Raw genomic sequence first — 26952 nt, 5'->3', positions numbered from 1 at the left:
GGCGTGACCTGCGCCCTGCCACCTAGCAGGTTATGTTAGCGTTATCTAGCCTTATGATCTGGCCGGTTTACGCGGTCGGAACACAACATCGCAGCCATCGATGCTGATACCCTCCCAACTGACCGGACCCGCATTATAGTTAATCAGTACCTCGTGTTGCGCCGTCTCGCGCCGGCGCAGACCCGGGGGCATGTGATGTGCCGTCAGACCAGTTTGCCGGGCGGCCATTGCAATGATCCTGTCCCAAAGGACCTCGTCCGGGAAACCGCCCAGATACCAAAGGGTCTGCGTTCCCTTAAGCAAGGCGTTGCCGCCGGCAAAGCACAGCAGATCGGGGGCCTCTCCGGACAGATGCTCGGCCCAGTGAACCACCGCGCCGCCACCCTGAACCGGGCGTTCAGTGCCGGGAGGCAAGGTTTCGATCAGGTCGACCGAGCAGTTCAGCGCCGACAGGCCGGGGCGTCCCCGATCAGGGATGCGGAATTCGGGCGTGATGGCCCCACTGCGCGGGCCAAGGATCGCGAGCTTGGCCTTTGACAGGTCGTGCCGCAGCCGGTCGTCAATGCTGGCCAGCCCCGGCGCAAGGATCAGGTCGTAGCCGTCCGGCACCGGGTCCGAGGCTGACAGGATATCCACCGACAACCCGGCTCGTCGCAGCGCCCGATAGACTGAAAACACCAAGCGGAAATAGCCAAAGCCCGCACCCTGCGGCTGCGTTTCCCACGCCCAATCCGAGGCATAGTCGAACAGGATCGCCACCGGCGCGCGAGCGGGGGCGATCTGTCCCAGATCGGCCAGTTCGTCCGCCGTTTGCCGGGCCTCGGCCAGTCCGGGGGCGTCGTCGCCCCATGGGGTCAAAAGGCCCGCATGCATTTGCTCTTGCCCGAATGGAGCCTGCCGCCAGCGGAAATAGCTGACCACCTCGGCCCCGTGCGCGACGGCCTCAAGCGACCAGAGGCGTACCATGCCGGGCAGCGGGGCAGGGTTGTAGGGGGCCCAGTTCACCGGGCCGGGCTGTTGTTCCATCACCCACCAACGCCCTCGGCCAACGGCGCGATAAAGGTCGTGATGAAACGCCTGCATGTCCGGATCGCCCTGCTGTAGGAAGGTCGATTTATGCGCCTCATCGGCCTCGAGCCGGTCGGACAGGAAGCCGATCGGATAGCTGTCCCATGTGGCGATATCGAGGTCTTTCCCGACCTCAAAGTGATCGAATTCCAGCACGCGCCCCATGTAATTGTGCAACAGCGGCGCGTCGGTCAGCGGGCGCAGCGCGGCGACCTGCGCGGCATTGAAAGCCACAACCTGGTCCGAGCTGAACCGGCGGAAGGCCATAACATGCGCTGGATTGGGTTCGGTCACCGTCAGATTGGGCAGGTCGATCTGGTCAAAGCCGGAATACTCCATCGACCAGAACACATTGCCCCAGGCTGCGTTCAACGCCTCAATGGTCCCGTACCGGTCGGCAAGCCAGAGGCGAAACGCCTGCAGCGCGACGGGGCTGTAGCTGAGCGTTGTGTCATGGCAGCCATATTCATTGTCGATTTGCCATGCTGCCACATGCGGATTTCGCCCATAGCGTTCGCCCATGATGCGCGCGATGCGGGTGCAATCGTCGATATACCCCTGATGGCTAAAGCAATAGTGCCTGCGCGATCCGAACTTGCGCGGCTGACCCTGCGCATCAAAGGCCAGCATATCCGGGTGCTTGTCCAGCATCCAGCGGGGCGGGGTGGCCGTTGGGGTGCCCATGACCACCTTCAGCCCTGCTGCGCCCAGCGTCTCAACGGCGCGATCGAGCCATTCAAACTGTAAATCGCCCGGCGCAGGCTCCAGTCGACTCCATGCGAATTCGCCGATGCGGACCCATGTAAGGCCCGCCTGGACCATACGATCCGCGTCGTGGACCCACTGCGTCTCGGGCCAGTGTTCCGGGTAATAGCATACGCCAAGTTCGGGTTTCATAAGATGACTCTGTGTTCAATCTTCCCTGGGCCGATATCGGGTGCGGCAAGGGTCATGCCGTTGGTTGGATTCGTGTTCACTATGGCCTCCTCCAGCCCCTGACGGGCCGTGGTGCAGAACAGGGTGGTCAGGTCATCGCCCCCAAAAGCAGGGCACGACGTATGCAGGGCTTCGAAATCCACCGCGCGCAGGAACTGCCCATCGGGGCCGTAGGCGGCGACCCGGCTGGCACCCCATTGAGCAATCCAGATGTTGCCTTGTTTGTCCACGACTGCACCATCTGGGTTCAGGCCCTCTTGCGTGAGGTCAATGAAGACAGAAGCGTCGCCCTCGGGCCAGCCGGTCTGTGCGTCCAGCTGCCAGCGCATGACCTGTTTGGTAACGGTATCACAGAAGTAGGCGCAGGACCGGTCCGGGGCAAAACAGATCGCGTTCGAGATCGTGACACCCCCGACCAGTCGCCTCAGGTCCCCCCGCCAATAGCGATAGATCGACCCGGCCCCGGGCTCGGCCTGTTTGCCCATGGTCCCAATCCAGAACCCGCCCCAAGGATCAGCGCGCCCGTCATTTGAACGGGTCACGGTATTGTCCGCCTCCAGCGCCACGATCAACTCTTGCGCGCCGGTTTCCAACCCAAACCGCCAGAGCCCGGTTTCCGAGGCGATCAGCAGTGTGTCGTGGTCGATCCATCCGGCAGCCGAAACATGCTCGTTGAACTGCCAGACACGCGGCCTGTCGCCCTCGCGGGACAAGATGCGTTTGTTGATGATGTCGAACCAGAACAATTGCCGCCGTTCCGGGTGCCACAACGGACCCTCGCCCAATTCGCAGGGGCGATCGTCATAGACCTGAGTCATTCTGCCGCCTCATCATAGGCCGCGACGATGTGACGGGCGTGATCGGCGATCTCATCAACCGACAGGCCGGGCTTATATAGCGCCGAGCCAATGCCAAACCCGTCCGCGCTGGCCTTGATCCAGTCGCCGAAGTTCTCAGGCCCCGCGCCGCCAACAGCAAAGACATGCGTCCCAGCGGGCAAAATCGCCCGCATTGCCGCAAGCCCCGAGGGTCCAGCCATGGACCCAGGAAACAGCTTAAGTCCGCTTGCCCCTGCTTTCAGCGCGGCAAACGCCTCGGTCGGGGTGAAGACGCCCGGCCAGCTTTCCAGGCCAAGCCGGTGGGTGTGTGCGATCACATCCACGTCGCAATTGGGCGACACGATCAGTCGTCCACCGACGGCGGCTACGGCATCCACCTCATCCGGTGTCAGAACGGTGCCTGCGCCGATTAACGCGGCGTCGCCAAATTCACGCGCCAGAATGCCGATACTGTCCAACGGGTCGGGTGAGTTCAGCGGCACCTCGATCCGGTCAATGCCGGCGTCAATCAGAGCGCGCCCGACGGATGCGGCCTCGGGCGGGGTCAAACCGCGCAGAATGGCTATGATCGGACGGCTCATGCGGTTTCCTTTGTCAGCGCGCGGGCCTGCATCAGCCCGGCAAGCGTCGCGGTTGTGGCATCTTCGATTTCGATCATCGCGCCTTGCTGCCCAAGCGCCGAGGCATAGGCACGCGACAGCCCCTCCGACCCGAGGATTGCCAACTGCTGACCCAGCCAGTAGGGCCGCGTCGCAGCAAGTTCCGCCCCGATCAACAACCCTGACAGCCGAGCCTGCGCCACGGCCTTGCTTTGCCCGTGCAACAGATCAGCGGCCCGCAGGCCAAACAGCCGGGCGGCCAGTTGCTCGGGTTTCGACAAGGCATCCGTGACCGCGTCGCCGAAACTCTCATCGTCCCAGCCTTCACCCATCGAGTGACGCAACACCGATTGCCCGCGCAGCAGATCGAACATCTCGCCCGTCATGAACGTGCGGAAACTGATGACCTCTCCGGCACTGATCTGCACCCATTTGGTGTGGGTGCCAGGCAGGCAGATTACCCCGTCCCAATGAGGGCGGGTGGCCAGATAACCCGCGATCTGGGTTTCCTCACCCCGCATCACATCCGCCGGGTCGGCTTGTTTCAGACCGGGCACGACAAAGGCGCGGATGCGCGGATCGGTGTTGGGCACCCGGATTGGCGCAGCGGGCAACGGGGCCGAGGGCACGGCGGCATATGGCGCTTCGACCCAGCCCTGCCGCGCACCGACCATGCCGCAGGCTATGACATCTACGGGGGCGGGAGGCAGCCATGGTTCGATCAGGGCAAGCAGCGCGGCCTGAAAGTCGCCACCAGCGGTTTTCGACATGCCGTCCTGCGATTGTGCCTGTTGCAAGACCGTTTCGCCCTGCATGGCCCAAGCTCTTAGGCAGGATGTTCCCCAGTCCACTGCGATCCAGTCTGTGTTCATCATCTCACCCCGTTGCCACCACGCCGCCATCGACCACCATGCACTGGCCGGTCATCGCATGGCTGGCCTTTGACGCAAGAAACAGCGTCGGCGCAACCATGTCTTCGGGTTTGAGGTGTTCTTTCAGGCATTGCCGCTCCAGATGCGCGGCCAGATCCTCGGGCGTGGCCCACATATCCAGCTGTTTCTGCGTCAACACCCAGCCCGGCGCCAGCGCATTGACACGGATGCCCGCAGGTCCCAGCTCGCGCGCAAGCGACCGGGTCATGCCCGTGATCCCGGCATTTGAAGTGGTGTAGATCGGATAGCCCGAGTTGCCCATCAGATAGCTGATCGAGCTGAAGTTGATGATCGAGCCGCCGTCTTTCATCTGGCGCGCGGCCTCCTGGCAGGCAAAGAAATAGGCTTTGAGGTTGACCTCGACCATCCAGTCCCAGAACTCGGGTGTGGTTTCTGCAAGCGAGTGGCGTTTGTCATTCGCCGCGTTGTTGACCAGCACCTGAATGGGGCCATGAGCCTCGGCTGCTTTGGCCATGGTGGCATGCAGAAGTTCTGTGTCGGTCATGTCGCCCTGCAGAAACAGCGGCGCGCGGCCATGTTTATCGCGCATCTCTTCAACAAATGCGTTGGCGTCTGACCGACCGATGAAGGCGACATGTGCCCCTTGGGTCATGAATCCGTCCGTCAGCGCAGCCCCAAGCCCCGAGCCGCCGCCGGTGATGTAAACCGAAGCCCCATTCAGATCGTGGAAAGTGGCGGGTTGGGTCATCAGTGGCTCTCTCTGGTCACAAGGCGGGTGTCTTTGCCAACGAGGAAATCGAGGTCGGCCCCCTGATCGGCTTGTAGAACGTGGTCGATGTAAAGCTTGGCATAGCCTCGGGTATAATGTGGATCGTCCGGCTGCCATGCGGCGCGGCGACTCGCAAGCTCAGCCTCGTCCACCAGTAGTTCCAACTCGCCCTTGCTGGCCGAAACGCGGATGCGGTCTCCGGTTTTCACAAGCGCCAGCGTGCCGCCGGCTTGCGCCTCGGGGCTCACATGCAGGATGACGGTGCCAAAGGCGGTGCCCGACATGCGGGCATCCGAGATGCGGATCATGTCGCGCACGCCCTCTTTCACCAGTTTGCCGGGGATCGGCATATTCCCGACCTCGGGCATCCCGGGATATCCCTTGGGGCCGCAGCCCTTGAGCACCAGAATGGTGTCGGCTGTGACGGGCAGATCATCGCGGTCGATATTGGCTTTGAGGTCCTCGATGCTTTCAAAGACAAAGGCCTCACCTTCGGTTTCCAGCAACTCATCCGTCGCCGCCGAGGGCTTCACGATGGCCCCGTTGGGCGCAAGGTTGCCGCGCAGCACGCGCAGGCCCGCGGCGGGTTTGACCGGATCGGCGAAGGGGCGGATGACATCGGCGTTGTAGCATTCGGCCCCCTCGTAATGGGCTGAGATGTCCTTGTTCAGAACCGTTTTCGCAGGCCGCAGGAACGGTTTGAGTTCGTTCAGAACAACCGGCACGCCGCCTGCGTAGCAGAAGTCTTCCATCAGGTATGTGCCCGAGGGCATGCAGTTGACCAGCAGCGGGATTTCGGACCCGATTTCAAAGTCTTTCAGGGTCAGGTCCACGCCGACGCGACCCGCCAGCGCCAGAAGATGCACCACGGCGTTGGTCGAACCTCCCACGGCTGCGTTTGCCAGAATGGCATTTTCGAACGCCTCTTTGGTCAGGATATCCGAGGGTTTGAGGTCTTCGTCCACCATCTCGACAATCCGCTTGCCGGTTAGATGCGCCAGCGCCATGCGACGCGCGTCGACGGCGGGAAGGGCGGCGTTAGTGGGCAGGGACATGCCCATCGCCTCGACCAGCGAGGCCATTGTGGAGGCGGTGCCCATCGTCATGCAGACCCCGGCGCTGCGCGACATGCCGGATTCGGCGTTCATGAAATCTTGCAGGGTCATCTCGCCAGCGCGGACCTCTTCCGAGAACTTCCAGACATCCGTGCCCGAGCCGATATCCTTGCCTTTGAACTTACCGTTCAGCATCGGGCCAGAACTGACCACGATGGATGGCAAATCGACCGAGGCAGCACCCATCAACTGCCCCGGCGTGGTCTTGTCGCAACCGCCCAGCAAAACGACGCCGTCGATACCATAAGCGCGGATGGATTCCTCGACATCCATCGCCAGCAGGTTGCGGAACAGCATGGCTGTGGGCTTCATCTGGGTCTCGCCCAGCGACATGACGGGGAATTCGACGGGGAAGCCTCCGGCCTCCCATACGCCGCGTTTGACGCCCTCGGCCAGATCGCGCAGGCCCGAGTTGCAGGGGGTCAGTTCCGACCATGTGTTGCAGATGCCGATGATGGGCCGCCCGTCAAAGGCGTGGTCGGGAAAGCCCTGGTTCTTCATCCACGAGCGGTGGATGAACCCGTCCTTGTCGAGTTTTCCGTACCAGTGCTGTGAGCGGCGTTTTGTCATGTCGGGCGATGCTTTTCGTGGCTGGGGTGGGATTTGAGTATTTGTGAAAAGATGAAGATCAGGCGGCGCGCGCCGGGCGGCACCAGTCGGGTAGCCAATCGGCATGGGCGGTCAGCAGGTCGGTCACGAGGCTGCGGATCTGGCGCAGGTCCAGTTCGGCGGCGGTGTGCGGGTCCATCATCGCGGCGTGGTAGATGTATTCGGGGTTTTCCTCGGCCAAGGCGCGGACGGTCAGTTCCTGCACGTTGATCTGCGTGCGCATCAGTGCGACCAACTGCGGTGGGATGTCGGTGACGACGGAAGGCTGCACCCCATTGGCATCCACCAGACAGGGGGTCTCGACCGCGGCACCCAGCGGCAGTTGGGGAATCTGGCCGGTGTTGGGCAGGTTGCCATAGGCCGTATAAGGGGTATCGGTGACGATCGCGTTCATCAGATCGGCGGCAAACTCGTGGCTGCGGATCACTTCGATGTCGCGGCCATCGGTCAGGGTTTTGGCCTGCTCCTTCCAGCCCGCGACCTGTTCGACGCAGCGGGTTGGGTATTCGTCCAGCGGGATGCCGAACTGTTCGATCAGGTCTTCGCGTCCGTCCTTGATGAACCACGGCACGTATTCGGCCAGATGTTCCGAGCTTTCGGTGCAGAAATAGCCTAGATGGTCCATCACCTCATACCGCACCTTGTTGGGGCAGCGGGGCATGAGTAAGGGCGGTTTTGGTAGCGCGCCGCTGGCATAGCCCTGCCGCAACGCGGGGTAGAGATCGCGGCCCTGATGTTCCAGCCGCAGGAAGAACGCGACGTGATTGACGCCTGCGACCTTATAGCGGAACTCGTCTTTGGGCAGGTCGAGGTCGTGGGCCAGTTCTTCGACCGTGTTCTGCACCGAATGGCACAGGCCGACCTGTTTCAGCGCCGGGAACCGTTCGGCCAAAGCCCAGGTGTTGATCGCCATCGGGTTGACGTATTGCAGCAGCGTCGCATCGGGGCACAGCTGCATCATGTCCCGCGCTACATCCCAAAGGACGGGAACGGTGCGCAGGCCGCGCATGATGCCGCCAACGCCCAGCGTGTCGGCGATGGTCTGGCGCAGACCGTATTGCTTGGGGATTTCGAAATCGGTCACCGTGCAGGGCTGGTACCCGCCGACCTGGAACGCGGTAATGACGAAATCGGCACCATCAAGCGCCGCGCGCCGATCCGTGTGGGTCGAGACGCTCGCGCCCGTTCCGACCGAACGGATCATGGCGCGGGCCACCGTTTCGCTCTCAGTCAGGCGCTGCGGATCGATGTCCATCAACGCAAAATGGCTGTCGGCCAGAGCTGGGGTCAGCAGGGCATCGCCCACGATGTTCTGCATGAAGATCGTGGATCCGGCCCCGATAAAGGTGATCTTGGTCATGAGACAAGCCTTTGGTTTGTCGTTATTTTACAGCACCGAGGGTCAGGCCCGCGATGAAGTGTTTCTGCATCAGGAAGAACATGGCCACCGGCGGCAGGGCCGCCACGATGGAACCGGCACTCATCAATTGATAGGCGGCGCGGAATTGCGCATTAAAGCTGGTGATTCCGGCCGTGACGGGTTGGCTTTCGGCACCTTGGGTCAGCACGACGGCCCAGAAATAATCGTTCCAGATAAAGGTGAAGATCAGCACGCTGAGGGCCGCAATCGCGGGCTTCATCAGGGGCAGGACCACGTACCAAAAGATGCGGACCTCGCTGATGCCTTCGACACGGGCAGCCTCGATCAGTTCAAAGGGTAGGGCGCGGATGAAGTTGCGCATGAAAAGGGTACAGAACCCGGTCTGGAACGCGATGTGGAACAGAACGAGGCCGGTTTTGGTATTGTAGAGCCCAAGTTCCAACGTCAGGTCGCGCACCGGGACCATCAGGATCTGGAACGGCACGAAGTTGCCCGCGACGAACATGAAGAATATCCAGAGGTTCGACTTGAACTTGTAGATGCCTAGTGCAAAGCCGGTCATGCAGCTCAGCGCCACGGCTCCGATCACAGTCGGAACGGTGATCATGAACGAGTTCAGCAGATAGCGTGGCATGTCCGAGTTGAAGAACACCTGCCCGTAGTTGAAGGCACCCTCAAAGCTGGAGGGCAGCCCCCAATAGTTGGCATTGGTGAAATCCGCCGCTGGTTTGACCGAGAACAGGGCAACCGCCAGCAGGGGGCCGAGCCACAGCAACAGCGCAATGGGTAGCATGGCCTGATAGGTGATCTGCGCCGCGCGGGGTTGTTTTTCGATGGGTTTGGGAAACATCTCAGTGCCCCTTTTCTTCGCGGTACATTGACCAAAGGAAATAGGCGATGAAGCACAGCATGATCAGGAACAGGATCACGGCGATGGCCGCGCCATATCCCATGCGGAAGCCGTATTCGGACAGGGCGACCTCGAACATATAATAGGCGAGCACGCGGGACGAGCCGAACGGGCCGCCTTGGGTCATGATCGAGATCAGGTCGAAGCTGCGCAGCGCGCCGATGATGGTCACGACAAAGGCGATGAACGTGGCAGGGCGCAGTTGCGGCAGGATGATGTGCCACAGCATCCGCGCGCCTTTCGCGCCGTCCAGACGTCCGGCCTCGATCTGTTCGGGGTCCACGGCGTTCAGGCCGGTGAGGTAGAGGATCATGCAATAGGCGGTCTGCGGCCAAAGCCCTGCGAAGATGATGCCGTAGGTGACGAAGCGTTCGTCGCCCAGCACATTCAGAGGACCCAAACCGAAGAGGCCGAGGAACTCGTTCAGCAGGCCGAATGTCGGGTCATAAAACCATGTGAAGACAAGGCCCACGACCACCTGAGAAATGACGAAGGGAAAGAAAAACAGGGATTTATAAAGCCGGATGCCCCAGACGGTCTGGTTCAGGAACAGCGCGATGAACAGCCCTGCCGGGATCGCGGCAAGATACAGGATCAGCCAGATCAGGTTGTTCTTGAGCGAGATATAAAACGCGTCGCGGTCGACCCATTCCCAGTACAGGTCCTCGTAATTGCGAAAACCTACATATTCTGCGGCCCCCAGCCCATCCCATTCGTAAAGTGACAGGTTGAAGGACTGAAAGACCGGAATGATCACATAGACCATGAAGAACAGCAGACCCGGAGCCAGAAACAGCCACGGCGCGATGCGTTGTTGGTTTCGGTGGAACCAGCTTTCCTGTTCGGGGGCGTCTGCGACGGACATGGGACTCTCGGGATTTAGGTCGAAGGAGTAAGGCGGGCTGCACCCGCCTTACGCAGTTTTGAGGTGCAGGCCGGGCTTGGGTCCGGCCTGACCGGATCAGTTGTCGTAGATGCGCTCGCGCGCGCGTTCCAGCTTGGCCAGGATGCGATCGGCATTGTCAGGCTTGACCATGAATTCCTGGAAGCCTTCCATCGACACCTTTGCCATCTCAGCCGGCGCGTCACGGTCCCAGAACTGGGCAACGCCGCCGGGGCTGTTCGATGACAGCATGGCAAAGCCCTGCTGCAGGAATTTGTCGTCATCCACCTTGGACTGTGCATTCACCGGCAGTTGGCCGAGATTTGCGCCATTGTTGATCTCGGTCTGCTCGTCTGCCGAGACCACAAAGCGCAGGAATTCGCGGGCCGCTTCTTTGTTGGATGCGTTGGCCGGGATATGGAACGTGTCCGTCGGGGCGTCTTCGGCCAGTTCAACATCGGGGTTGATGGCAACGAACTGGTAGAAGTCCAGTTGATCATCGGTCAGACCCGCCTCGCGCAGCGGTGCAACGGCGAAGTTGCCCATCAGATACGCGGCGGCTTCACCATTGACCATGAAGGGCAGCGCTTCCTGCCAGCTATAGGTCTGGTGGTTGTCGATGAACGCGCCCATGTCGATCAACTGCTTCCAGTTGGCGAAGGTCTGTTTGACGCGGTCGTCCTCCCAGCTGATTTCACCATTGGCGAGTTGGTTGTGGAAGTCGAACCCGTTGGTGCGCATGTTCAGATAATCGAACCAGCCGCCTGCGGTCCAAAGGAACTTGGTGCCGATGGTATAGCAGGCGCGACCGGAATCGACGATCTTCTGACAGTTTGCCAGTTCTTCTTCCCAAGTGGTCGGCTCGGTCAGGCCCAGCTCATCGAAGATGTCTTTGCGGTAGTAAACGCCCCACTGATAGTATGTGTAAGGCACGCCCCACTGCTTGCCATCGATGGTCATCGCCCCCTTGGTCGAAGCCAGATTCTCTGCGATCTCGGGTTCGGCCCAAAGGTCCGAGACATCCTCGAACAGACCGGCCTCGACATACGGTTTCATCCGGTTCGCAGCGTACCAAGTCGCAACGTCCGGTGTATCCGCGGTTAGAAAGTTGCGGATCTGGGTCTTGTAGGCTTCGCGGTCGATCACGGTGGTTTCGATCTCCAGACCGGGATGCTGCGCCGCAAACCGTTCGATCATCGCTTCCATCGTCGCGCGCGGCGCCGGGTTCGATGTGTCGAGGAAAATGCGCAGCTCACCGGAAAGCTCTGCGGCAGCCGGAGCGGCGAGTGCAACGCTCATGGTCAGCGCAGCCGCTGTGCGCTTGAAGATGGAATGCATGGTTTCCTCCCTTTTGCTTCCATTCTGGTCTTTTAAAGTTCCAAATAATGGAACCGTGTTTTATATATTGAAAACTACACATCGACTCGGCTAGTCTTGTCAAGACCCTCGTGGCACCGCCGCAGGGAAAACCGGAGGAGAACCCCCACCCGTGGCAGGTGACGGAACAATAGGAAAAGCATGTGATGTGCTGGATCAGGTGGCGTCGTTTCAGCGACCGGTGCGATTCGCGGAATTGCTGGACAGCAGCGACTTTCCCAAGGCGACGCTGTATCGGTTCCTGCAATCGCTGACCAATCAGGGCATGCTGCACTACGACCCGGAACGACAGACCTATTCCCCAGGCATGCGGCTGGTGCGATTGGCGCATTCGGCCTGGACCCAAAGCTCACTCGCTCCGATTGCGCGACCTTTTCTGGATGTGCTCAGTCAGGAAACCGGCGAAACGGTGCATCTGGCGCAACTCGATTCCGGGCAGGTGCTGTATGTGGACAAGCGCAACGCGCAGCGGCCCATTGAGATGTATTCCGAGGCGGGCAAGGTGGGCCCGGCCTATTGCACCGGCGTTGGCAAAGCGATGATGGCCTTTCTGGACGAAGACCTGCTGCAGAAAACGATCTCGCAGCAGAGCTTTCACCGTTTCACTGAAAAGACGCTGGCTTCGGAAGAAGCGTTGCGCACCGATCTGGCGGTGATCCGCGGCCGGGGCTATGCGGTGGATGACGAGGAACACGAACCCGGCATCATCTGCATTGCCTGCCCGATTCTGACACCCAAAGGCCGCGTGCTGGGCGCGCTGTCGGTGACCGGATCGACCGGGCGGATGAATTTCGAGCAGTTGGAATCATGGGTTCCCCGTGTACGGCGCGTGGCCGAACAGATCGGAACCGAAGCACAGGCGTGGCGGTTCCCCGAGAGCCAGAAGGACAGGATGCAAGCAACATGACAGGTGTAACCCTGAAGGGCGCGATCAAGCGCTATGGCCAGACTCAGGTCATCCACGGAATTGATCTGCAGATCGAAGATGGTGAGTTCTGCGTGTTCGTCGGCCCCTCGGGCTGTGGCAAGTCCACTTTGCTGCGGATGATTGCAGGGCTTGAGGAGACCTCGGACGGGGAGATCCACATCGGCGCGCGTGATGTCACGCATATGGACCCGGCCAAGCGTGGGGTTGCGATGGTGTTCCAGACCTATGCGCTCTATCCGCACATGACCGTGGCCGAGAACATGGGCTTTGGCCTGCGAATGAATGGCGTAGCGAAGGCTGAAATCGACCGCAAGGTTCAGGAAGCGTCGAACATTCTCAAGCTGGATCAGTATCTCAAGCGCAAGCCCAAGGCTCTGTCTGGCGGCCAACGTCAGCGGGTTGCCATCGGACGCGCCATTGTACGCGGCCCCGAGGTGTTTTTGTTCGATGAGCCGCTGTCCAATCTGGATGCAGAGCTGCGGGTCGAGATGCGGGTCGAGATCGCGCGGCTGCATCAGGAAATCGGCGCCACGATGATCTATGTGACCCACGATCAGGTTGAGGCCATGACCATGGCCGACAAGATCGTGGTGCTGCGCGATGGCAGGATCGAACAGGTGGGTGCGCCGATGGATCTTTATCGCGACCCAGACAACAGGTTTGTCGCCGGGTTCATCGGGTCGCCCGCGATGAACTTTCTGGACTGCGAAGTGGTCGACGGGATGGTTCGGCACCCGGCTTTGACCGATGATGTTCCAGTCACCGCAAGCGTACCGTCGGGCGCATCAAAAGTGACACTGGGCATCCGACCCGAGCACATTGAGGTGGATCGCGGCGGTGACACATGCTCGGTCGATCTGACCGAAGCGCTGGGTGGGGTTTCGTATTCCTATCTGCTGACCCCGAATGGCGACAAGCTGATCGTGGAAGAGCGCGACGATCAGCGCAGCGACACCGGCGATCGGATTGGCATCTCGGTCCGCCCGGAACGCGCCATGCTGTTTGACCCGGAAACCGGGCAACGCCTGCGCTGAAGGCTGCTTTATTCCATGAAATTGCCCCGGAAATCTGCGTAGGTTCCGGGCTTTAATGCGCGGGCACTCAGTGATGGATTTTGTATCCAATATCCGCTAGAGACGAGTCGAACACCCGCTCAACGGAGACCCCCGATGTCCGCAAATATCTTCACCGGCACTATGCCTGCCCTGATGACCCCTTGCACCCCTGACCGAGAACCTGATTTCGATGCGCTGATCCGTAAAGGACAGGACATGATCGCGGCGGGCATGTCGGCCGTGGTCTATTGCGGCTCGATGGGAGATTGGCCGCTGCTGAGCGACGCGCAGCGGATGGAGGGGGTCGAGCGCCTGATTGATGCAGGTCTGCCCGTTGTGGTCGGTACCGGCGCGATCAACACGAAATCAGCCGTCGCGCATGCTGCCCATGCGCAGAAGATGGGGGCGGCGGGGTTGATGGTGATCCCGCGGGTATTGTCGCGGGGCAGCTCTCCGACCGCGCAGAAGAATCATTTCAAGGCGATTCTCGAGGCCGCGCCGGACGTGCCCGCGATCATCTACAATAGCCCGTATTATGGTTTTGCAACACGGGCCGACCTGTTCTTTGCCCTGCGTGCCGAGCATGCCAATCTGGTCGGGTTTAAAGAATTCGGCGGCAAGGATGATCTGCGATACGCAGCCGAGACTATCACAAGTCAGGATGATCAGGTCACCCTGATGGTCGGAGTAGATACCGAGGTCTACCACGGTTTCGTCAACTGCGGTGCAACCGGCTCGATCACGGGCATCGGCACCGCGTTGCCGCGCGAGGCGCTTTTGCTGGCCGCGCTGTCCCAGAAAGCCGCCGCCGGTCATGCCGAGGCCCGCCAGCGTGCGCAGGAACTGACCGAAGCATTCCATGTTTTGTCCAGCTTTGACGAAGGCCCCGATCTGGTGCTGTATTACAAACACCTTCTGGTGCTGAACGGCGAAGAGGAATACCGCTTGCATTTCAACGAAACCGACGCCCTGACGGATGCTCAGCGCAATTATTGCGAACAGCAATATTCCCTGTTCCGCAACTGGTTTGCAGATTGGTCGAAACAGGGCGGGGTGATCGCCGAATGCATGTGATCGACAGCCATACCGGAGGCGAACCCACGCGGGTCATCCTGAACGGTGCGCCCGATCTGGGCGCGGGGCCGTTGGCCGAGCGCGCCCGGCGGTTGGCGACCGAGCATGAAGCCTTCTATCGCTCGATCATGTTAGAACCGCGCGGACAGCCCGCGATGGTGGGCGCACTGCTGGTCGAGCCCGTGGATCCGTCCTGTATCACCGGTGTGATCTATTTCGACGTGGATGCGGTCTTGGGTATGTGCGGTCATGGCACAATCGGTCTGACCGTGACACTGGCGCATCTGGGGCGGATTGATGTCGGAACGCATCGCATCGAAACACCCGCCGGGGTGGTAACGGTCGAGCTTCATGATGCAAATACGGTCACCGTCACCAACATAGAAAGCCGCCGGGTGCATCAGGGTGTATCGCTGACGGTGCCCAACCATGGCACAGTGACCGGCGATATCGCCTATGGCGGAAATTGGTTCTTCATTGTCGATCCCAGTCCGATCCCGGTCACGCCCGACAATATTGGCGCGATGACCGATTTGACCATCGCGATCCGGGAAGCCTCGACTGCATCGGGGGCCGGCGGAGAGCAGGGCGAGCCCGTGGATCATGTGATCTTGCAAGATCGTTCGCCTGACGGCGCGCATGGCCGAAATTTTGTGCTGTGTCCGGACGACAATTACGATCGCTCACCTTGTGGCACAGGCAGCTCTGCGCGGCTGGCCTGTCTGGCTGCGGATGGTACGCTCATGCCGGGTGAAGAGATTGAACAGGAAAGCGTCATCGGCAGTTCCTATCGCATGTCCTATCAGCGCGGTCCGAATGGCGGGATTATCCCGCAGATCACCGGGCAGGCCTACGTCATGGCCGAGGCCACTTTGATCTTCAACCCGCAAGACCCGTTCCGCGCAGGGATCGAAATATGACCCAAGTCACAGTTATCGGCGCTGGCGTGATCGGTATCACCACCGCTCTGGAATTGCAGCGCCGCGGGCATCAGGTCCGCGTTGTGGATCGCAAGGGCGTCGCAGCCGAGACCTCGGCGGGCAACGCAGGGGCCTTTGCATTTACCGAGATCGAACCTCTGGCCACGCCGGGGATCATGCAGAAGGCGCCGCGGTGGTTGCTGGATCCTCTTGGGCCACTTTCGATTCCGCCTGCGTATGCTCTGAAGATCGCACCTTGGATGTATCGGTTTTGGCGCGCCAGTAGCCGACGCCGTTATGAAAACTTACTGAACGCACAGGCGCAGCTGATGGGTTTGTCCTCGGCAGCGCTGGAACGGCTGATCCCTTCGGTAGATGGCGAAGCGCTGATGCAACGTGACGGACAGTTGCAGTTGTATGAAAGCGAGGCGGATTACCGCGCCAGCTTGCCCACCTGGGAACTTCGCCGCCGCCATGGGATTGAGTTCGAACTGTTGGAGAGCCCGGGCGCGATTGCCGAAAAACAACCCGGTTTGAGCCCGCGGTTCACCCATGCCGGGTTCACGCCCGCTTGGCTGAACACGGTCGACCCTAAGGCGTGGGTTGAGCTTTTGGCGCGCACATTCAGGGATCGGGGCGGTCAGATCGAGTATTGCGACATTCGTGCTCTGACGACGGGAGCCGACGGCATCGACATCCTGCATGCCGAAGGCACAATCACGACACCCCGTGCAGTTGTAGCCGCAGGCGCATGGTCTCATCATCTTGCAAAAACGCTGGGCGATCGCATACCGCTTGAGACAGAGCGCGGTTACAATACGACCCTGCCACAGGGTGCGTTCGATTTGCGCATGCACCTGACCTTTTCGCGCCACGGCTTTGTCGCCAGCCGGATCAATGGCGGTGTCCGTATCGGCGGCGCGGTAGAGCTTGGCGGGCTGAAACTGCCTCCGAACTACAGGCGCTCGGAGATTCTGTTGCAAAAAGCGACCCAGTTTCTGCCCGGACTCAAGCCCGAGGGCGGCACACAATGGATGGGCTTCCGGCCTTCGCTGCCCGACAGCATACCCGTTATCGGCCCCTCGCCGAGCGCGACCGGCGTGATCTATGCTTTCGGTCACGGGCATCTTGGCCTGACCCAGTCGGCGGGAACGGCGGAACTGGTCGGCGCGTTGATCGATGGCCAGACACCTCCGATTTCGCCGCAGCCATACTCGGCCAACCGTTTCTAAAAGAGGTCCTATGCGCAGCAGCAAAACCATACACGTCGTCTCGGCCCATGCCGAAGGTGAGGTCGGAGATGTGATTGTGGGGGGCGTTGCCTCTCCGCCCGGTGAAACGGTTTGGGATCAGCGCAACTTTATCGACACCGACCAGACCCTGCGCCGGTTCATGTTGAACGAACCGCGTGGCGGTGTGTTCCGGCATGTCAATCTGCTGGTGCCGCCCAAGCACCCCGAGGCGGATGCGGGGTTTATCATCATGGAGCCCGAAGACACGCCGCCCATGTCCGGTTCGAACGCGATCTGTGTCTCGACCGTGCTGCTGGACAGCGGCATACTTCCCATGCAGGAGCCCGAGACGCACCTGACGCTGGAGGCCCCCGGAGGATTGGTTCGGGTGCGCGCCGAGTGTCGCAATGGCAAGGCCGAACGCATTTATGTGCAGAATGTTCCCAGCTTTGCAGACAAGCTGGACGCGCGGATTGAGGTAGAGGGGCTTGGAACCCTGCGCGTCGACACCGCCTTTGGCGGCGACAGTTTTGTTATTGTCGAAGCCGCCGATCTGGGCTTTGCACTGACACCGGATGAGGGCGCTGATCTGGCCCGTACCGGTGCGCGGATCACTGATGCAGCGAATGAACAGCTGGGGTTTAGCCATCCCGCAAAGGACTGGAATCATATCTCTTTCTGCCAGATCGCAGGACCCCTGCACCGCGAGGGTGATATCCTGACCGGTCGCAACACTGTGGCGATCAAACCGGGTAAGCTCGACCGATCGCCCTGTGGCACTGGCGCTTCGGCCCGGATGGCGGTGCTGCTGGCCAAGGGGCAAATGTCGGCGACTGACCGGTACCACGCACGCTCGGTGATCGATAGCGAGTTCCGCTGCCGTATCGTCGATCAGCAAGACCTAAACGGCCGCGCGGCTATTACCCCGGAAATCTCAGGCCGGGGCTGGATCACCGGGACCCATCAGCACATGCTGGACCCCGATGATCCATGGCCTGGCGGCTATCGGTTGAGCGATACGTGGGGGGCCTGACATGGGACCGAAACGCGCCATAACCCGGCAAAGCCTGCCGGATGTGATCGCCAGCGACCTGCGTGAACGCATCCTGAGCGGAGATCTGGCAGAAGGTGAAACCATCCGCCAAGAGGCGCTGGCCGAAGAATACGACGTCTCGCGCATGCCCGTCCGCGAAGCGCTCAAGCAGCTGGATGCCGAGGGGTTGGTGGTTCTGACCAACAATCGGGGGGCCTCGGTCACCGAGCACTCACTGGACGAGATTGCCGAGATTTTCGATCTGCGCGTGTTGCTTGAGGTTGATCTGTTCCGACGTGCCATCCCCGCGATGACCACTGTGGAGTTTGCCGAATGCAAGGACATTCTGCAGCAGATGGAAGCCTCATATGATGCCAATGATGTTGGCCAGTGGGGTGCGCTGAACCATCGTTTTCACGCAGCGCTTTATGCGGCAGCGGGGCGGGGTTTGACCAATGATCTGCTGTACCGCGTCTCGCTGCAATCTGATCGCTATATCCGCATGCACCTGAGCGTGATGCAGCAGCGCGGGGCGGCCAGAAAGGAACATCGGGAGTTGTTGAAGCTGGCGCAGGCCGGTCAGACGGACGCGGCCTGCGCGTTGCTTGCGACGCATATCGGGCGAACTAAAGAGGAACTGATAACACTGATGACAGCCCGTCGCGCCGCAAGACCTTAGCCGTCCTGAGTGAACATCAGGCGGGCTGTGACAGGAACGGTGCGGGTGATGCTGGGCAATTGCGCCAGTTCCAGCAGCTTGTCGACACCGGGGGTGACCCCCGCGTCTTCCGCACTGATGAACACCATGTCATTGGTCGACACCAGAACGGTATCCTCACCCACGCGAAGGACGAACATGTCGGTATAGAACTCTATGTCCGTGCCGACGAATGACAGTTTCGCATCCACCTCCATCACGGTGGTCTGTCCAACCGCAAGTTTCGAAACTTCGTCCATGTCGATCTGCGCGGTCAGCGTTGCGCTTGGGGCTTTGCGGAAGACATGCTCGATCATGCGCTCATTGCGGATATCGATATTGGTCTCGACCGATGACAGATCGATATCGATCTCGACCGCGCCGTTTTTACCGACATGACCTGACAGCTTACTAAAGGAATTGACCTCGCCCACATCCTCGATTTTAACCGTGCCATAGGCCAGATGCGAAGCCTCGGGGTCCAACGTCCAGTCGGCCGCAAAGGCAGGAGCTGCAATAATTGCCGACGCAATCGTGAATGTTTTCAGCAGAAGTTTCATTTCTTTCCTCCAGAGTCTATGTCAGTTCAGACCAAGCGGGCCCGGTCCCATATCAGAGCAAACACACATAAGTCGCGATTTATTCGATGAGCGTTGAAATGAGTTCCGAACAGGCCGTGCGCGGCGCGATCCAGACACATTCAAAACGGGTCTGGCGGTTTGGGCTTGCTCTGTCCGGCGCATCCGATATGGCAGATGACCTTTTGCAGGCCACCGCGCTGCGCGCGTTGGAAAAGCACCATCAGGTTACATCTTTCGAACGGCTGGACAGTTGGCTGATGACCATCTGCCGCTCGATCTGGCTCAACGAAATCCGTGCGCGCTCGGTTCGCAAGGCGCAAGCACTGTCGGTGACGCCTGAATCTGAATTAATTGCAATCGGACCCGATTCAGAAACGAATATTTTCGCCGCTCAGGTGTTTACTCAAGTGATGCAGCTGCCAGAAGCGCAGCGAGAAACGGTTATGCTTGTGTTCGTAGAAGGATACAGTTACCGCGAAGCTGCTGCTATGCTGGACGTTCCCATCGGTACCATCATGAGCCGGTTGTCCAATGCCCGGCAGAAATTGAAATCCGTGATGCAGCACGACAGTGCCGACATCGGTCAACGGAGTGACAAATGAAGTTTTCAGATAAGACGCTTCTGGCGTATCTGGAAGGCAGTCTTGAGGAACCCGAAGCCCGCGCGATTGAGGATGCAATTGCGGATGATCCGGCGCTGGAAACGCGCCTGATGGCGCTTGACCCGTTCGCTGCAGCTGTGCAAGAGGCCTTTGCAGAGGTCCCGTCGCAGACACCACATGTCGAGCTGCCAGCGCCTGTCGCAGCGCAGAGCATGGCAGGGTCGCTGCGTCTGCTTGCGGTTGCCGCCTCTGTCGCGGTGATTGCCGTTTCGGCAACGTTCTGGGCCACCCGCCCGACCGAATTGGGCTGGGCTGCGCAGGCCGCAATCTACCAGTCGCTTTATGTGCCCGAGACCATAGCCTCGCTAGATGATTCCCCCGAGGCGCTGGATGCGCAATTTGCCCGCGCCGAGGCAGAGCTGGGGCGGTCATTGAACCGTGATGTTCTTGAGGATCTTCCTGGTCTGGATCTGAAGCGCGCGCAGGTGCTGTCTTTCAACGGCAAACCTCTGGTGCAGATTGTTTTTGCGGACGCACAAGGTCAGCCTTTCGCCTTCTGTATTATTCGGCAGGGTGAAGGCGCGCCAGCCAAGGACGTGAACCTGGCCGTTCTTAGTGGTCTGTCGACCGCGACCTGGGCCGGTGGTGGTTATGGCTATATGCTGCTGGGCAGTGATCCGCAGACGGATCTGGATCGAGAACTCAGCGTGCTGACGGGTGCTTTCACCGGCTAATCGCGCAGAAACCGCTTGTGGGCGGGGCCAAATGGCCGAAGAATATCGACCATGACGCCCAGACCTGTGAAACCGGATACGGATGACGACGCCATCGAAGAGTGGCCACGCAGCATATACGACACAGATCCGCCCGATGACGAGGATCTTTGGTTTCTTCCGCCGGAAGACGAAGAGAGCCCCGAGGATTTTCTGACCCCGGGCCCTCGGCCTCAGTCCAACCTGTTGTTCGACCCGCGCGACTGGCGTGCGGCGCAATCTGAGCTGTCCGCAGAACTCGCTGATCTCGCCCTGACCTTCGGTGCATTGGACGAACGGCTGCGCGCGGGCCCTGCGGGATGGGGACACCGGTTGGCGTTGATGGAAGTCTCGGATTTGGGTTGGTGGACCGGTGATCGGATCGGGGTTGACCGGCTGGCGTTGTGGACCGGGTTGCGGCTCGGCTCTACTGGCGATGATGTGCAGGCGCTGTATCGTGCAGGTTGGGCGGTACGGCGGCTGACGGCGGGTGCGGGACCTTCTGACGGCGGATGGGAGGGCGGTTTGACAGCCTTTCTCGACCGTCAGGCGCAAGGGATCGAAGACGTACCCGAAGCGGTTGCCGATCTGGCTGAGGTCATGCGCAGCGCCCAAGGGCTGCATCCGGTCACGCAGGCTGCAATCGGATTTCACGCCTGGAGGGCATTCTCGCCGGGGATCGGGCAAGATACCGAAGCCGCCGTCGTCGCGAACCGGCACGCGGCGACCATGGGACGAGGCGGGGCAGTGTTTTTGCCGCTGGCGCTGTCTGGGCCCGGTGCGCTGCGCGGGGTTGGGTCAGTCGATGAAAAGCTTGCTGCTTGGATAAGAGGGGCAGGACAGGCCGCCCTTGCTGCTTTGCTGCATCTGGATCGGATCAGCGCGTGGGAGGCGCGCGCACGCGAGGCCACTTCGGACCTCAGCGGGCGCACGCCACCCGTTCTGATTGATGTGCTGACCGCCTGGCCGATGGTTTCGGCTCCGTTGGCCGAAGAGTTGACCCGTTCCTCACGCGCAGCTGTTCAGCGAAATCTGGACAAGTTCACGCGCCGGGGTCTGATCCGGGAGGTCACAGGGCAGGGGCGTTACCGCGTCTGGACTGCAGATTTGTGACCACCCGCCATCAGTTCTGGGTCGCCCGATACCTCAGAACCAACGCCCAACCGCCGTCAAAGCTGGCGGCAAGGCGGTTGAATCCGAGGTAACGGACATCACCTGAGCGCTGACTTGCACCTCGGATGCGGCATCAAACCCCACAAATCGTGTGAGCGCCCCGCCATTGCCTGCCAACACCGGAGTGGTACCTGGTGCAAACCCAATCGGGAAATCCCAGTCCACTGCACCGCTGGCGAACACGGGACCCGTTGCCGCGGTGCAGGCGACCGGATCCAGCGTGACGGTGCAAATCTGTGTGCCATCGGCAAAGCGCACATATGCGCCGTTAGCATTTTCGCTGCGTTCAATCACTGCACCGCTGGGCGTGCCCGCGGTTTCGGACACTGCGCCCAACAGATTGCCGGGGCCATAGCCGTAATCCGCGCGCATTAGGCGCCCGGGGGTGACGTCCTGAGCGCTGCTTTGGACAGAAGTCCCTCCAACCGTACCTGTGGCTGCATCAATCCGCAGCGCTTCGGACCAGCTGCTGCCATCCGGTGACACCTTGATCGAAAATTCGGTACTGCCCGACAAGCCCATTTCGGCATAACCGGTCCAGTTTGACTGAAACAGCAACGAAGCCGTCTCGCCCGCGTCCGCCTTGTTGATCTTCAGCTGATGCCCGCCCCCTTCATGTGTCAGCAACGTGGCAGGGCTGCGCACGGACAGGCGATTGATTGCATCGGACCCGGTGGCGATACCCACGCCGGGGAGGTTCTGAGCGTTGACCGGTGGATCGATCCATGCGGCCCCGTCCCACACCCGGATCTGACCTGCACCCTGATCCCAGGCGCGCCACCCTGTGCCGGGCGTCAGAAAATGCCAGGCATTGTCGATCCATGCCGCCAGCTTGTTGGCCTGTCCGCTCCAGTCGCCGCTGGGCGTTGCGCCCAAGGCGTGCGTTTCGCCCTGCTCGGGCGCGGCCGGAGGCGTGGTGGCGTTGACAGAGGCGACGCTCAGTTGGACGATAAGGTCGAGTGCGCGCAGCGCCTCGTTATGGGTGACGTGTTTCTGGGCTTGCGCGGGTTGCAAATAGGGCAGGTCCAGTCGGGGTGAGTTCTGTGGCACGGGCGTCCTCCTGAGGCTATCGGTCCGGTGATGATTGCGCGCCACCCTGCCGTGATCCGCGTGAATCCCACCTGACCGGGCCGAACGCCCGTCTGGTAATCTGTTAAGAAATGAGGCCCCTAATCGCGGGCGTAGATATCCTCGTAGCGGATGATATCGTCTTCGCCCAGATAGGTCCCGGTCTGCACCTCGATCAGAACCATCGGCACTTTGCCGGGGTTTGTCATCCGGTGCACCGCGCCCAGCGGCACGTAGACCGACTGGTTTTCCGAGACCAGCTGAACCGTATCGTCGATGGTGACCTCGGCGGTCCCCTCGACCACAATCCAATGCTCGGACCGGTGGTGATGCGACTGAAGGCTCAGCGAAGCGCCCGGATGAACGTGGATGCGTTTCACCTGAAACCGGTCGCCTATCACGAGGCTTTCAAACCAGCCCCAGGGGCGGTGGTCGACCGGCAGCGATTCAGCCTGTTTTGCCCCCTTGGCCCTCAGCGCCGCAACCGCCTGTTTGACGTCCTGCGCCCTGTCCATGCTGGCGACAAGAACCGCGTCGGGCATGGCCACGGTGATCACATTCTCAAGCCCCATAGCGACGACCTCCTGCGCAGGGGATTCCGAGCGGACCAGCACGTTTCGGCAATCGATGGCCGTGACCTCGCCCGCCGTGGCAACACCATTCGCGTCGGGGTTGCTGAGCTCCTGCACCGCAGACCAGCTGCCCACGTCGGACCACCCGGCGGCATAAGGCACAACGCTGAGATTGTCGGCCTTCTCCATCACCGCGTAGTCGATCGAGATATCCTGAACCCCGCCCCAGGCCTCAGCATCCAGTCTGAGAAAGCCAAGATCGGATTGCGCCTGGTCAACCGCCTTGCGAACCGGAGCCATAAGGTCAGGCGCGTGCTGTTCAAAGGCTTTCAGGATGTCGCGTACGGCAAACAGGAAGATGCCCGAATTCCAGAGATAGCTGCCAACAGCGACCATTGCTTTGGCGTTGTCCAGATCGGGTTTTTCTACAAACCGATCCAGCGGAACCGCCGAACCGGACGTATCTGGCGCATGGCGCAGTTTGAGGTAGCCATACCCGGTCTCGGGCCGGTCCGGCGTGATGCCGAAGGTCACCAGATCGCCACGTTCGGCGATCGTGCGCGCCCCTTCGGCCACGGCGGTTTGAAAGGCGGTGGTGTCGGGGATCACGTGATCCGACGCTGCCACCAGCATCACAGCCTCCACATCGACCGAGGCCAGATGCAGTGCCGCGGCCAGAACGGCCGGGGCGGTATTGCGCCCTTCGGGCTCGATCAGGATTGGGCCCGGATCGACCCCGATCTCCATCAGCTGTTCTGGCACAACAAAGCGAAAGGCCTCGTTGGTCAGGATCAAGGGCTTGGCATAAGGCGCACTATCCGGCCCTTGCAGACGCTCGGCGCATTGCTGCAGCAGGCTGGTCTCGCCGATCAGGGGCACGAATTGCTTGGGATAGCTTTTGCGCGACAGCGGCCAAAGCCGCGTACCGGAGCCGCCGCACAGGATGACCGGATAGATCTTGCTCATGTAACCTGCTCCCTCAGAGGGCCGTTATTGGGCGGCGCGATCCGAGGCGACGATGTCGTGCAGATAGCGGCTCAGGTCATCGCGCAGATCGTCGCGATCCAGAGCGAAAGAGACGGTCGCCTGCAGGAACCCGGCCTTCGAACCGCAATCGAACCGCTGGCCGTCGAACTTGTAGCCAAAGACCGGGACACCGTTGGTGATGTCCTCGGCGATCGCGTCGGTCAGCTGAATCTCACCACCACTGCCTGTCTTCATCTGGTTCAGATTATACAGCACCGACGGACCCAGAATGTAGCGACCGATTGCGGCCAGATTCGAGGGCGCCTCGGCAGGTTTGGGCTTTTCGACCATCCCCCTTGCCCGAACCACGGTACCGACATTCTCACCGGTATCCAGAATCCCGTAAGAGCTTGTCTTCTCGTTGGGAACCTCCATCGCAGCAACCATGTTGCCGCCGGTTTCCTCATAGGCCTCGACCATCTGCTGCAGACAGGGCTTGTCGGCTGCGATGACATCGTCGGGCAGCATGACGGCGAAGGGCTCGTCCCCGATCAGGCGGCGCGCGCACCAGACCGCATGGCCCAGCCCCAGCGCCTTGTGCTGGCGGATATAGGCGATTGCACCACTTTCCATATTGGTGGCATTCAGAATCTCCAGCAGCTCATCCTTGCCCTTGGACTTCAGATCCTGCTCCAGCACCAGATTGTGGTCGAAGTAATCCTCGAGCGCGGATTTCCCGCGCGAGGTCACAAAAATGAATTCCTTGATCCCGGCCGCGCGCGCCTCGTCGATTGCGTATTGGACCAGCGGACGGTCAACCAATGTCATAATTTCTTTTGGCACCGATTTGGTCGCCGGCAGAAACCGTGTTCCCATCCCTGCAACGGGAAAAATCGCCTTGGTGACCTTGCGTGTCATGTTACCTCTCAAATTCGATGCACAACCGGCGGGTCGTCTTTACAGCCGGCGCTTTCACATAAGATGTAAATCCGTATCAATCAATTGCACCAGGCACAGTTCCCCTGGACCGGTTGGAATCTGCCATTAACCAAGGGTCAGAGTCAAAACGAAACCGCGCCCCCGCACCGTTCTGCGGCACGGGGGCGCAAGTGGTCAGCCATTGGCCATAATAGCATCAAGCGGGTCGTGCTCGGCCACGAAATGGTCCGGTGCAACTTCGCTCAGCTGCGGGACATAGTCTAACTGACCCGCCGACAACCGGCTGGGCAGGAACCGCAGTGCCGCCTTTGGGTCCATGGGCGAGGGCAATTCTCCCGGCAGCTTAAGCCTTTGGCGGCTGCGCTCGATATCCGGGTCCGGGATCGGAACGGCCGAGATCAGCGACTTGGTGTACGGGTGAATGGGGTCGGAACAGATCACCTCACCATCGCCAAGTTCAACGATGCGACCCAGGTACAGCACCATAATCCGGTTCGACACAGCCCGCACCACCGACAAATCATGGCTGATGAAGATCATCGACAGGCCGAACTCTTGTTGCAATTCACGCAACAATTCAACGATTTGGGCCTGAATAGACACATCAAGCGCCGAAACAGCCTCGTCACAGATGATCAGTTTCGGCTTGTTGATCATGGCCCGCGCGATTCCCACGCGCTGGTTCTGCCCACCGGACAGCTCATGTGGGTAACGGTTGATCATGTTGGCGTTCAGACCCACCCGCTCCATCATCTCGGCGACCATTTCCTTGCGCTCACGATCGGTCAGATCAGGGCGATAGGTTTTCAGCGGCTCGGCAATAGAGGTCGAGATTGTCATCCGCGGATCAAGGCTTGCCAAAGGGTCCTGAAACACGATCTGCAGGTCTTTGCGGTACTTGTTCAGCTCGGCGCGTTTCAACCCGACAATCGGGCTGCCCAGCCAGCTGACTTCGCCGGCGCTTGGTTCGATCAGTTGCAGAACAGCCCGAGCCAGCGTGGATTTGCCACAGCCCGACTCACCCACAACGCCCAGAGTTTCACCCTTGCGAATGTCGAAACTGACACCGTCGACCGCCTTCAGCGGCACTTTGCGCCCGAACAATCCGCCCGAGACATGGATCGGGAAATGGACCTTGACGTCATCGACCTTAAGCAACGGCTCATCGACCGCAGGCAGCGCCTTGGGCGCGTCGCCCGCATCGATGCGCGGCATTGCCTCAAGAAGAGTGCGGGTATAAGCATGCTGCGGAGCGCGGAAGATTTCGCGCGCATCACCCTCCTCGACAAACTCACCCATGCGCATGACCTGAATCCGGTCGCACATGCGCGCTACGACGCCCATGTCGTGCGTGATCAGGGCAATCGCGGTGCCTTCATCCTTTTGCAGATGAACCATCAGGTCCAGAATGTCGGCCTGAACGGTAACATCCAGCGCCGTCGTCGGCTCGTCCGCGATCAGCAGCTTGGGGTTACACAGCATCGACATAGCGATCATCACCCGCTGGCGCATCCCGCCAGAAAGCTCGTGCGGGTACTGATCCAGACGGCGCGCAGCCTCGGGGATACGCACGCGGTTCAGCCAATCCAGACAGCGTTGGCGCGCGGCAGAGCCTTGCAAGCCCTCGTGAATTTGCAGAACCTCGCGCATCTGTTGGCCAACCCGCAGATGCGGTGTCAGGGCTGTTAACGGATCCTGAAAGATCATGCCTACATCCGATCCGCGGATCTTGTTCAACGTGTTGACCGGCAGGTTCAGGATTTCATTGCCGTTCAGCATGGCCGAACCTATGGCCCGGCCTGCAGGCGGTAAAAGCCCCATCGCGGCCATGAAGGTCTGGCTTTTACCCGATCCGCTTTCACCCACGATGCCAAGGCATTCGCCGGGATTGATGTCGAAACTAATGCCTTTGACGGCCTCGACCACACCATCGGGGGTGTCGAACTGGACGCTCAGGTCCTTGACGGAGAACAAACTCATA

Annotated in this window: 25 protein-coding genes; 10 read left to right on the top strand and 15 right to left on the bottom strand. The window is 60.6% G+C overall.

Annotated elements, in window-relative coordinates:
• Positions 1-51: 51 nt before the first annotated feature.
• The 10 genes from ACR0KM_RS04400 to ACR0KM_RS04355 all read right to left on the bottom strand — a co-directional run bounded on the left by ACR0KM_RS04400 (position 52) and on the right by ACR0KM_RS04355 (position 11340).
• Positions 52-1965 carry a beta-galactosidase gene (locus ACR0KM_RS04400; protein ID WP_480857827.1) on the bottom strand — a complete coding sequence of 638 codons (1914 nt, stop codon included), beginning with the start codon at positions 1963-1965 and terminating at the stop codon, positions 52-54.
• Positions 1962-2822, bottom strand: coding sequence for an SMP-30/gluconolactonase/LRE family protein (locus ACR0KM_RS04395; RefSeq protein ID WP_480857825.1), 861 nt, complete (start codon positions 2820-2822; stop codon positions 1962-1964). Before ACR0KM_RS04395 ends, ACR0KM_RS04400 begins: the two co-directional genes overlap by 4 nt.
• Positions 2819-3424, bottom strand: a complete 606-nt coding sequence (locus tag ACR0KM_RS04390) for a 2-dehydro-3-deoxy-6-phosphogalactonate aldolase (protein WP_480857823.1) — start codon at positions 3422-3424, stop codon at positions 2819-2821. The genes ACR0KM_RS04395 and ACR0KM_RS04390 overlap by 4 nt, the downstream gene beginning before the upstream one ends.
• Positions 3421-4314, bottom strand: coding sequence for a 2-dehydro-3-deoxygalactonokinase (locus ACR0KM_RS04385; protein WP_480857822.1), 894 nt, complete (start codon positions 4312-4314; stop codon positions 3421-3423). Before ACR0KM_RS04385 ends, ACR0KM_RS04390 begins: the two co-directional genes overlap by 4 nt.
• A 4-nt stretch (positions 4315-4318) precedes the next feature.
• Positions 4319-5083 carry an SDR family NAD(P)-dependent oxidoreductase gene (locus ACR0KM_RS04380; protein WP_480857819.1) on the bottom strand — a complete coding sequence of 255 codons (765 nt, stop codon included), beginning with the start codon at positions 5081-5083 and terminating at the stop codon, positions 4319-4321.
• A complete protein-coding gene (locus tag ACR0KM_RS04375) occupies positions 5083-6789 on the bottom strand; it encodes an IlvD/Edd family dehydratase (protein ID WP_480857818.1) in 1707 nt (568 codons plus the stop codon). Before ACR0KM_RS04375 ends, ACR0KM_RS04380 begins: the two co-directional genes overlap by 1 nt.
• Positions 6790-6847: 58 nt before the next feature.
• The gene (melA, locus tag ACR0KM_RS04370) at positions 6848-8188 is read right to left on the bottom strand and encodes an alpha-galactosidase (protein WP_480857816.1); all 1341 of its coding nucleotides are present in this window, start codon (positions 8186-8188) and stop codon (positions 6848-6850) included.
• A 22-nt stretch (positions 8189-8210) separates the two neighbouring features.
• Positions 8211-9059 (bottom strand): carbohydrate ABC transporter permease, encoded by an 849-nt coding sequence (locus ACR0KM_RS04365; RefSeq protein ID WP_480733432.1) that lies wholly within the window; start codon positions 9057-9059, stop codon positions 8211-8213.
• A 1-nt stretch (position 9060) separates the two neighbouring features.
• Entirely contained in the window at positions 9061-9984 is a 924-nt protein-coding gene (locus ACR0KM_RS04360) for a carbohydrate ABC transporter permease (RefSeq protein WP_480857814.1), read from the bottom strand.
• A gap of 96 nt (positions 9985-10080) precedes the next feature.
• A complete protein-coding gene (locus ACR0KM_RS04355) occupies positions 10081-11340 on the bottom strand; it encodes an ABC transporter substrate-binding protein (RefSeq protein WP_480857812.1) in 1260 nt (419 codons plus the stop codon).
• A gap of 151 nt (positions 11341-11491) precedes the next feature.
• Between ACR0KM_RS04355 and ACR0KM_RS04350 the strand changes: the two genes are divergently transcribed.
• The 7 genes from ACR0KM_RS04350 (at position 11492) to ACR0KM_RS04320 (ending at position 18300) form a co-directional block, all read left to right on the top strand.
• A complete protein-coding gene (locus ACR0KM_RS04350; protein ID WP_480820765.1) occupies positions 11492-12286 on the top strand; it encodes an IclR family transcriptional regulator in 795 nt (264 codons plus the stop codon).
• A complete protein-coding gene (locus ACR0KM_RS04345; RefSeq protein ID WP_480820767.1) occupies positions 12283-13341 on the top strand; it encodes an ABC transporter ATP-binding protein in 1059 nt (352 codons plus the stop codon). Before ACR0KM_RS04350 ends, ACR0KM_RS04345 begins: the two co-directional genes overlap by 4 nt.
• A gap of 135 nt (positions 13342-13476) precedes the next feature.
• Positions 13477-14436 (top strand): dihydrodipicolinate synthase family protein, encoded by a 960-nt coding sequence (locus ACR0KM_RS04340; protein WP_480857810.1) that lies wholly within the window; start codon positions 13477-13479, stop codon positions 14434-14436.
• Positions 14427-15356: a 4-hydroxyproline epimerase gene (locus ACR0KM_RS04335; protein ID WP_480857808.1), complete on the top strand. Its 930-nt coding sequence runs from the start codon at positions 14427-14429 to the stop codon at positions 15354-15356. The genes ACR0KM_RS04340 and ACR0KM_RS04335 overlap by 10 nt, the downstream gene beginning before the upstream one ends.
• Positions 15353-16588 carry an NAD(P)/FAD-dependent oxidoreductase gene (locus tag ACR0KM_RS04330; protein ID WP_480857806.1) on the top strand — a complete coding sequence of 412 codons (1236 nt, stop codon included), beginning with the start codon at positions 15353-15355 and terminating at the stop codon, positions 16586-16588. Before ACR0KM_RS04335 ends, ACR0KM_RS04330 begins: the two co-directional genes overlap by 4 nt.
• A gap of 10 nt (positions 16589-16598) precedes the next feature.
• Entirely contained in the window at positions 16599-17621 is a 1023-nt protein-coding gene (locus ACR0KM_RS04325) for a trans-3-hydroxy-L-proline dehydratase (RefSeq protein ID WP_480857804.1), read from the top strand.
• A gap of 1 nt (position 17622) precedes the next feature.
• On the top strand, positions 17623-18300 hold the full coding sequence (locus tag ACR0KM_RS04320) for a GntR family transcriptional regulator (protein ID WP_480857802.1): 678 nt from the start codon (positions 17623-17625) through the stop codon (positions 18298-18300).
• On the opposite strand, the gene ACR0KM_RS04315 is transcribed toward ACR0KM_RS04320, so the two are convergent.
• Positions 18297-18878, bottom strand: a complete 582-nt coding sequence (locus ACR0KM_RS04315) for a YceI family protein (RefSeq protein WP_480820779.1) — start codon at positions 18876-18878, stop codon at positions 18297-18299. The two genes, ACR0KM_RS04320 and ACR0KM_RS04315, sit on opposite strands and share 4 nt — an antisense overlap.
• Before the next feature lie 86 nt (positions 18879-18964).
• On the opposite strand from ACR0KM_RS04315, the gene ACR0KM_RS04310 reads away from it, so the two are divergent.
• The 3 genes from ACR0KM_RS04310 to ACR0KM_RS04300 are packed head-to-tail and all read left to right on the top strand — an operon-like array spanning position 18965 to position 21366.
• A complete protein-coding gene (locus tag ACR0KM_RS04310) occupies positions 18965-19501 on the top strand; it encodes an RNA polymerase sigma factor (protein WP_480857800.1) in 537 nt (178 codons plus the stop codon).
• Positions 19498-20235 carry a hypothetical protein gene (locus tag ACR0KM_RS04305; RefSeq protein ID WP_480857798.1) on the top strand — a complete coding sequence of 246 codons (738 nt, stop codon included), beginning with the start codon at positions 19498-19500 and terminating at the stop codon, positions 20233-20235. Before ACR0KM_RS04310 ends, ACR0KM_RS04305 begins: the two co-directional genes overlap by 4 nt.
• A gap of 51 nt (positions 20236-20286) precedes the next feature.
• A complete protein-coding gene (locus ACR0KM_RS04300; protein WP_480857796.1) occupies positions 20287-21366 on the top strand; it encodes a helix-turn-helix domain-containing protein in 1080 nt (359 codons plus the stop codon).
• Positions 21367-21399: 33 nt separating this feature from the next.
• Here ACR0KM_RS04300 and ACR0KM_RS04295 read toward each other — a convergent pair whose 3' ends face one another.
• From ACR0KM_RS04295 to ACR0KM_RS04280, 4 genes are all read right to left on the bottom strand, one after another.
• Entirely contained in the window at positions 21400-22476 is a 1077-nt protein-coding gene (locus tag ACR0KM_RS04295) for a DUF2793 domain-containing protein (protein WP_480857794.1), read from the bottom strand.
• A gap of 119 nt (positions 22477-22595) precedes the next feature.
• Positions 22596-24032 carry a mannose-1-phosphate guanylyltransferase/mannose-6-phosphate isomerase gene (locus tag ACR0KM_RS04290; RefSeq protein WP_480857792.1) on the bottom strand — a complete coding sequence of 479 codons (1437 nt, stop codon included), beginning with the start codon at positions 24030-24032 and terminating at the stop codon, positions 22596-22598.
• Positions 24033-24056: 24 nt separating this feature from the next.
• The gene (gene galU / locus ACR0KM_RS04285) at positions 24057-24950 is read right to left on the bottom strand and encodes a UTP--glucose-1-phosphate uridylyltransferase GalU (protein ID WP_480820791.1); all 894 of its coding nucleotides are present in this window, start codon (positions 24948-24950) and stop codon (positions 24057-24059) included.
• Positions 24951-25145: 195 nt separating this feature from the next.
• Positions 25146-26951 (bottom strand): ABC transporter ATP-binding protein, encoded by a 1806-nt coding sequence (locus ACR0KM_RS04280; RefSeq protein WP_480857790.1) that lies wholly within the window; start codon positions 26949-26951, stop codon positions 25146-25148.
• Position 26952 lies beyond the last annotated feature (1 nt).

Source organism: Ruegeria sp. G10 (assembly GCF_056533645.1).
The sequence above is the reverse complement of the archived record's forward strand: the minus strand, read 5'-3'. Positions and strand labels throughout refer to the sequence as shown.

What these genes read in the sequence shown, in the direction of transcription:
- ACR0KM_RS04365 (WP_480733432.1), bottom strand. Translation starts at nt 9,059, where the DNA reads ATGTTTCCCAAACCCATCGAAAAACAACCCCGCGCGGCGCAGATCACC.
- ACR0KM_RS04345 (WP_480820767.1), top strand. Translation starts at nt 12,283, where the DNA reads ATGACAGGTGTAACCCTGAAGGGCGCGATCAAGCGCTATGGCCAGACT.
- galU (WP_480820791.1), bottom strand. Translation starts at nt 24,950, where the DNA reads ATGACACGCAAGGTCACCAAGGCGATTTTTCCCGTTGCAGGGATGGGA.
- ACR0KM_RS04360 (WP_480857814.1), bottom strand. Translation starts at nt 9,984, where the DNA reads ATGTCCGTCGCAGACGCCCCCGAACAGGAAAGCTGGTTCCACCGAAAC.
- ACR0KM_RS04290 (WP_480857792.1), bottom strand. Translation starts at nt 24,032, where the DNA reads ATGAGCAAGATCTATCCGGTCATCCTGTGCGGCGGCTCCGGTACGCGG.
- ACR0KM_RS04385 (WP_480857822.1), bottom strand. Translation starts at nt 4,314, where the DNA reads ATGAACACAGACTGGATCGCAGTGGACTGGGGAACATCCTGCCTAAGA.
- ACR0KM_RS04330 (WP_480857806.1), top strand. Translation starts at nt 15,353, where the DNA reads ATGACCCAAGTCACAGTTATCGGCGCTGGCGTGATCGGTATCACCACC.
- ACR0KM_RS04355 (WP_480857812.1), bottom strand. Translation starts at nt 11,340, where the DNA reads ATGCATTCCATCTTCAAGCGCACAGCGGCTGCGCTGACCATGAGCGTT.
- ACR0KM_RS04375 (WP_480857818.1), bottom strand. Translation starts at nt 6,789, where the DNA reads ATGACAAAACGCCGCTCACAGCACTGGTACGGAAAACTCGACAAGGAC.
- ACR0KM_RS04325 (WP_480857804.1), top strand. Translation starts at nt 16,599, where the DNA reads ATGCGCAGCAGCAAAACCATACACGTCGTCTCGGCCCATGCCGAAGGT.
- ACR0KM_RS04320 (WP_480857802.1), top strand. Translation starts at nt 17,623, where the DNA reads ATGGGACCGAAACGCGCCATAACCCGGCAAAGCCTGCCGGATGTGATC.
- ACR0KM_RS04335 (WP_480857808.1), top strand. Translation starts at nt 14,427, where the DNA reads ATGCATGTGATCGACAGCCATACCGGAGGCGAACCCACGCGGGTCATC.
- ACR0KM_RS04315 (WP_480820779.1), bottom strand. Translation starts at nt 18,878, where the DNA reads ATGAAACTTCTGCTGAAAACATTCACGATTGCGTCGGCAATTATTGCA.
- ACR0KM_RS04310 (WP_480857800.1), top strand. Translation starts at nt 18,965, where the DNA reads ATGAGCGTTGAAATGAGTTCCGAACAGGCCGTGCGCGGCGCGATCCAG.
- ACR0KM_RS04400 (WP_480857827.1), bottom strand. Translation starts at nt 1,965, where the DNA reads ATGAAACCCGAACTTGGCGTATGCTATTACCCGGAACACTGGCCCGAG.
- ACR0KM_RS04390 (WP_480857823.1), bottom strand. Translation starts at nt 3,424, where the DNA reads ATGAGCCGTCCGATCATAGCCATTCTGCGCGGTTTGACCCCGCCCGAG.
- ACR0KM_RS04395 (WP_480857825.1), bottom strand. Translation starts at nt 2,822, where the DNA reads ATGACTCAGGTCTATGACGATCGCCCCTGCGAATTGGGCGAGGGTCCG.
- ACR0KM_RS04380 (WP_480857819.1), bottom strand. Translation starts at nt 5,083, where the DNA reads ATGACCCAACCCGCCACTTTCCACGATCTGAATGGGGCTTCGGTTTAC.
- ACR0KM_RS04300 (WP_480857796.1), top strand. Translation starts at nt 20,287, where the DNA reads ATGACGCCCAGACCTGTGAAACCGGATACGGATGACGACGCCATCGAA.
- ACR0KM_RS04305 (WP_480857798.1), top strand. Translation starts at nt 19,498, where the DNA reads ATGAAGTTTTCAGATAAGACGCTTCTGGCGTATCTGGAAGGCAGTCTT.
- ACR0KM_RS04340 (WP_480857810.1), top strand. Translation starts at nt 13,477, where the DNA reads ATGTCCGCAAATATCTTCACCGGCACTATGCCTGCCCTGATGACCCCT.
- melA (WP_480857816.1), bottom strand. Translation starts at nt 8,188, where the DNA reads ATGACCAAGATCACCTTTATCGGGGCCGGATCCACGATCTTCATGCAG.
- ACR0KM_RS04280 (WP_480857790.1), bottom strand. Translation starts at nt 26,951, where the DNA reads ATGAGTTTGTTCTCCGTCAAGGACCTGAGCGTCCAGTTCGACACCCCC.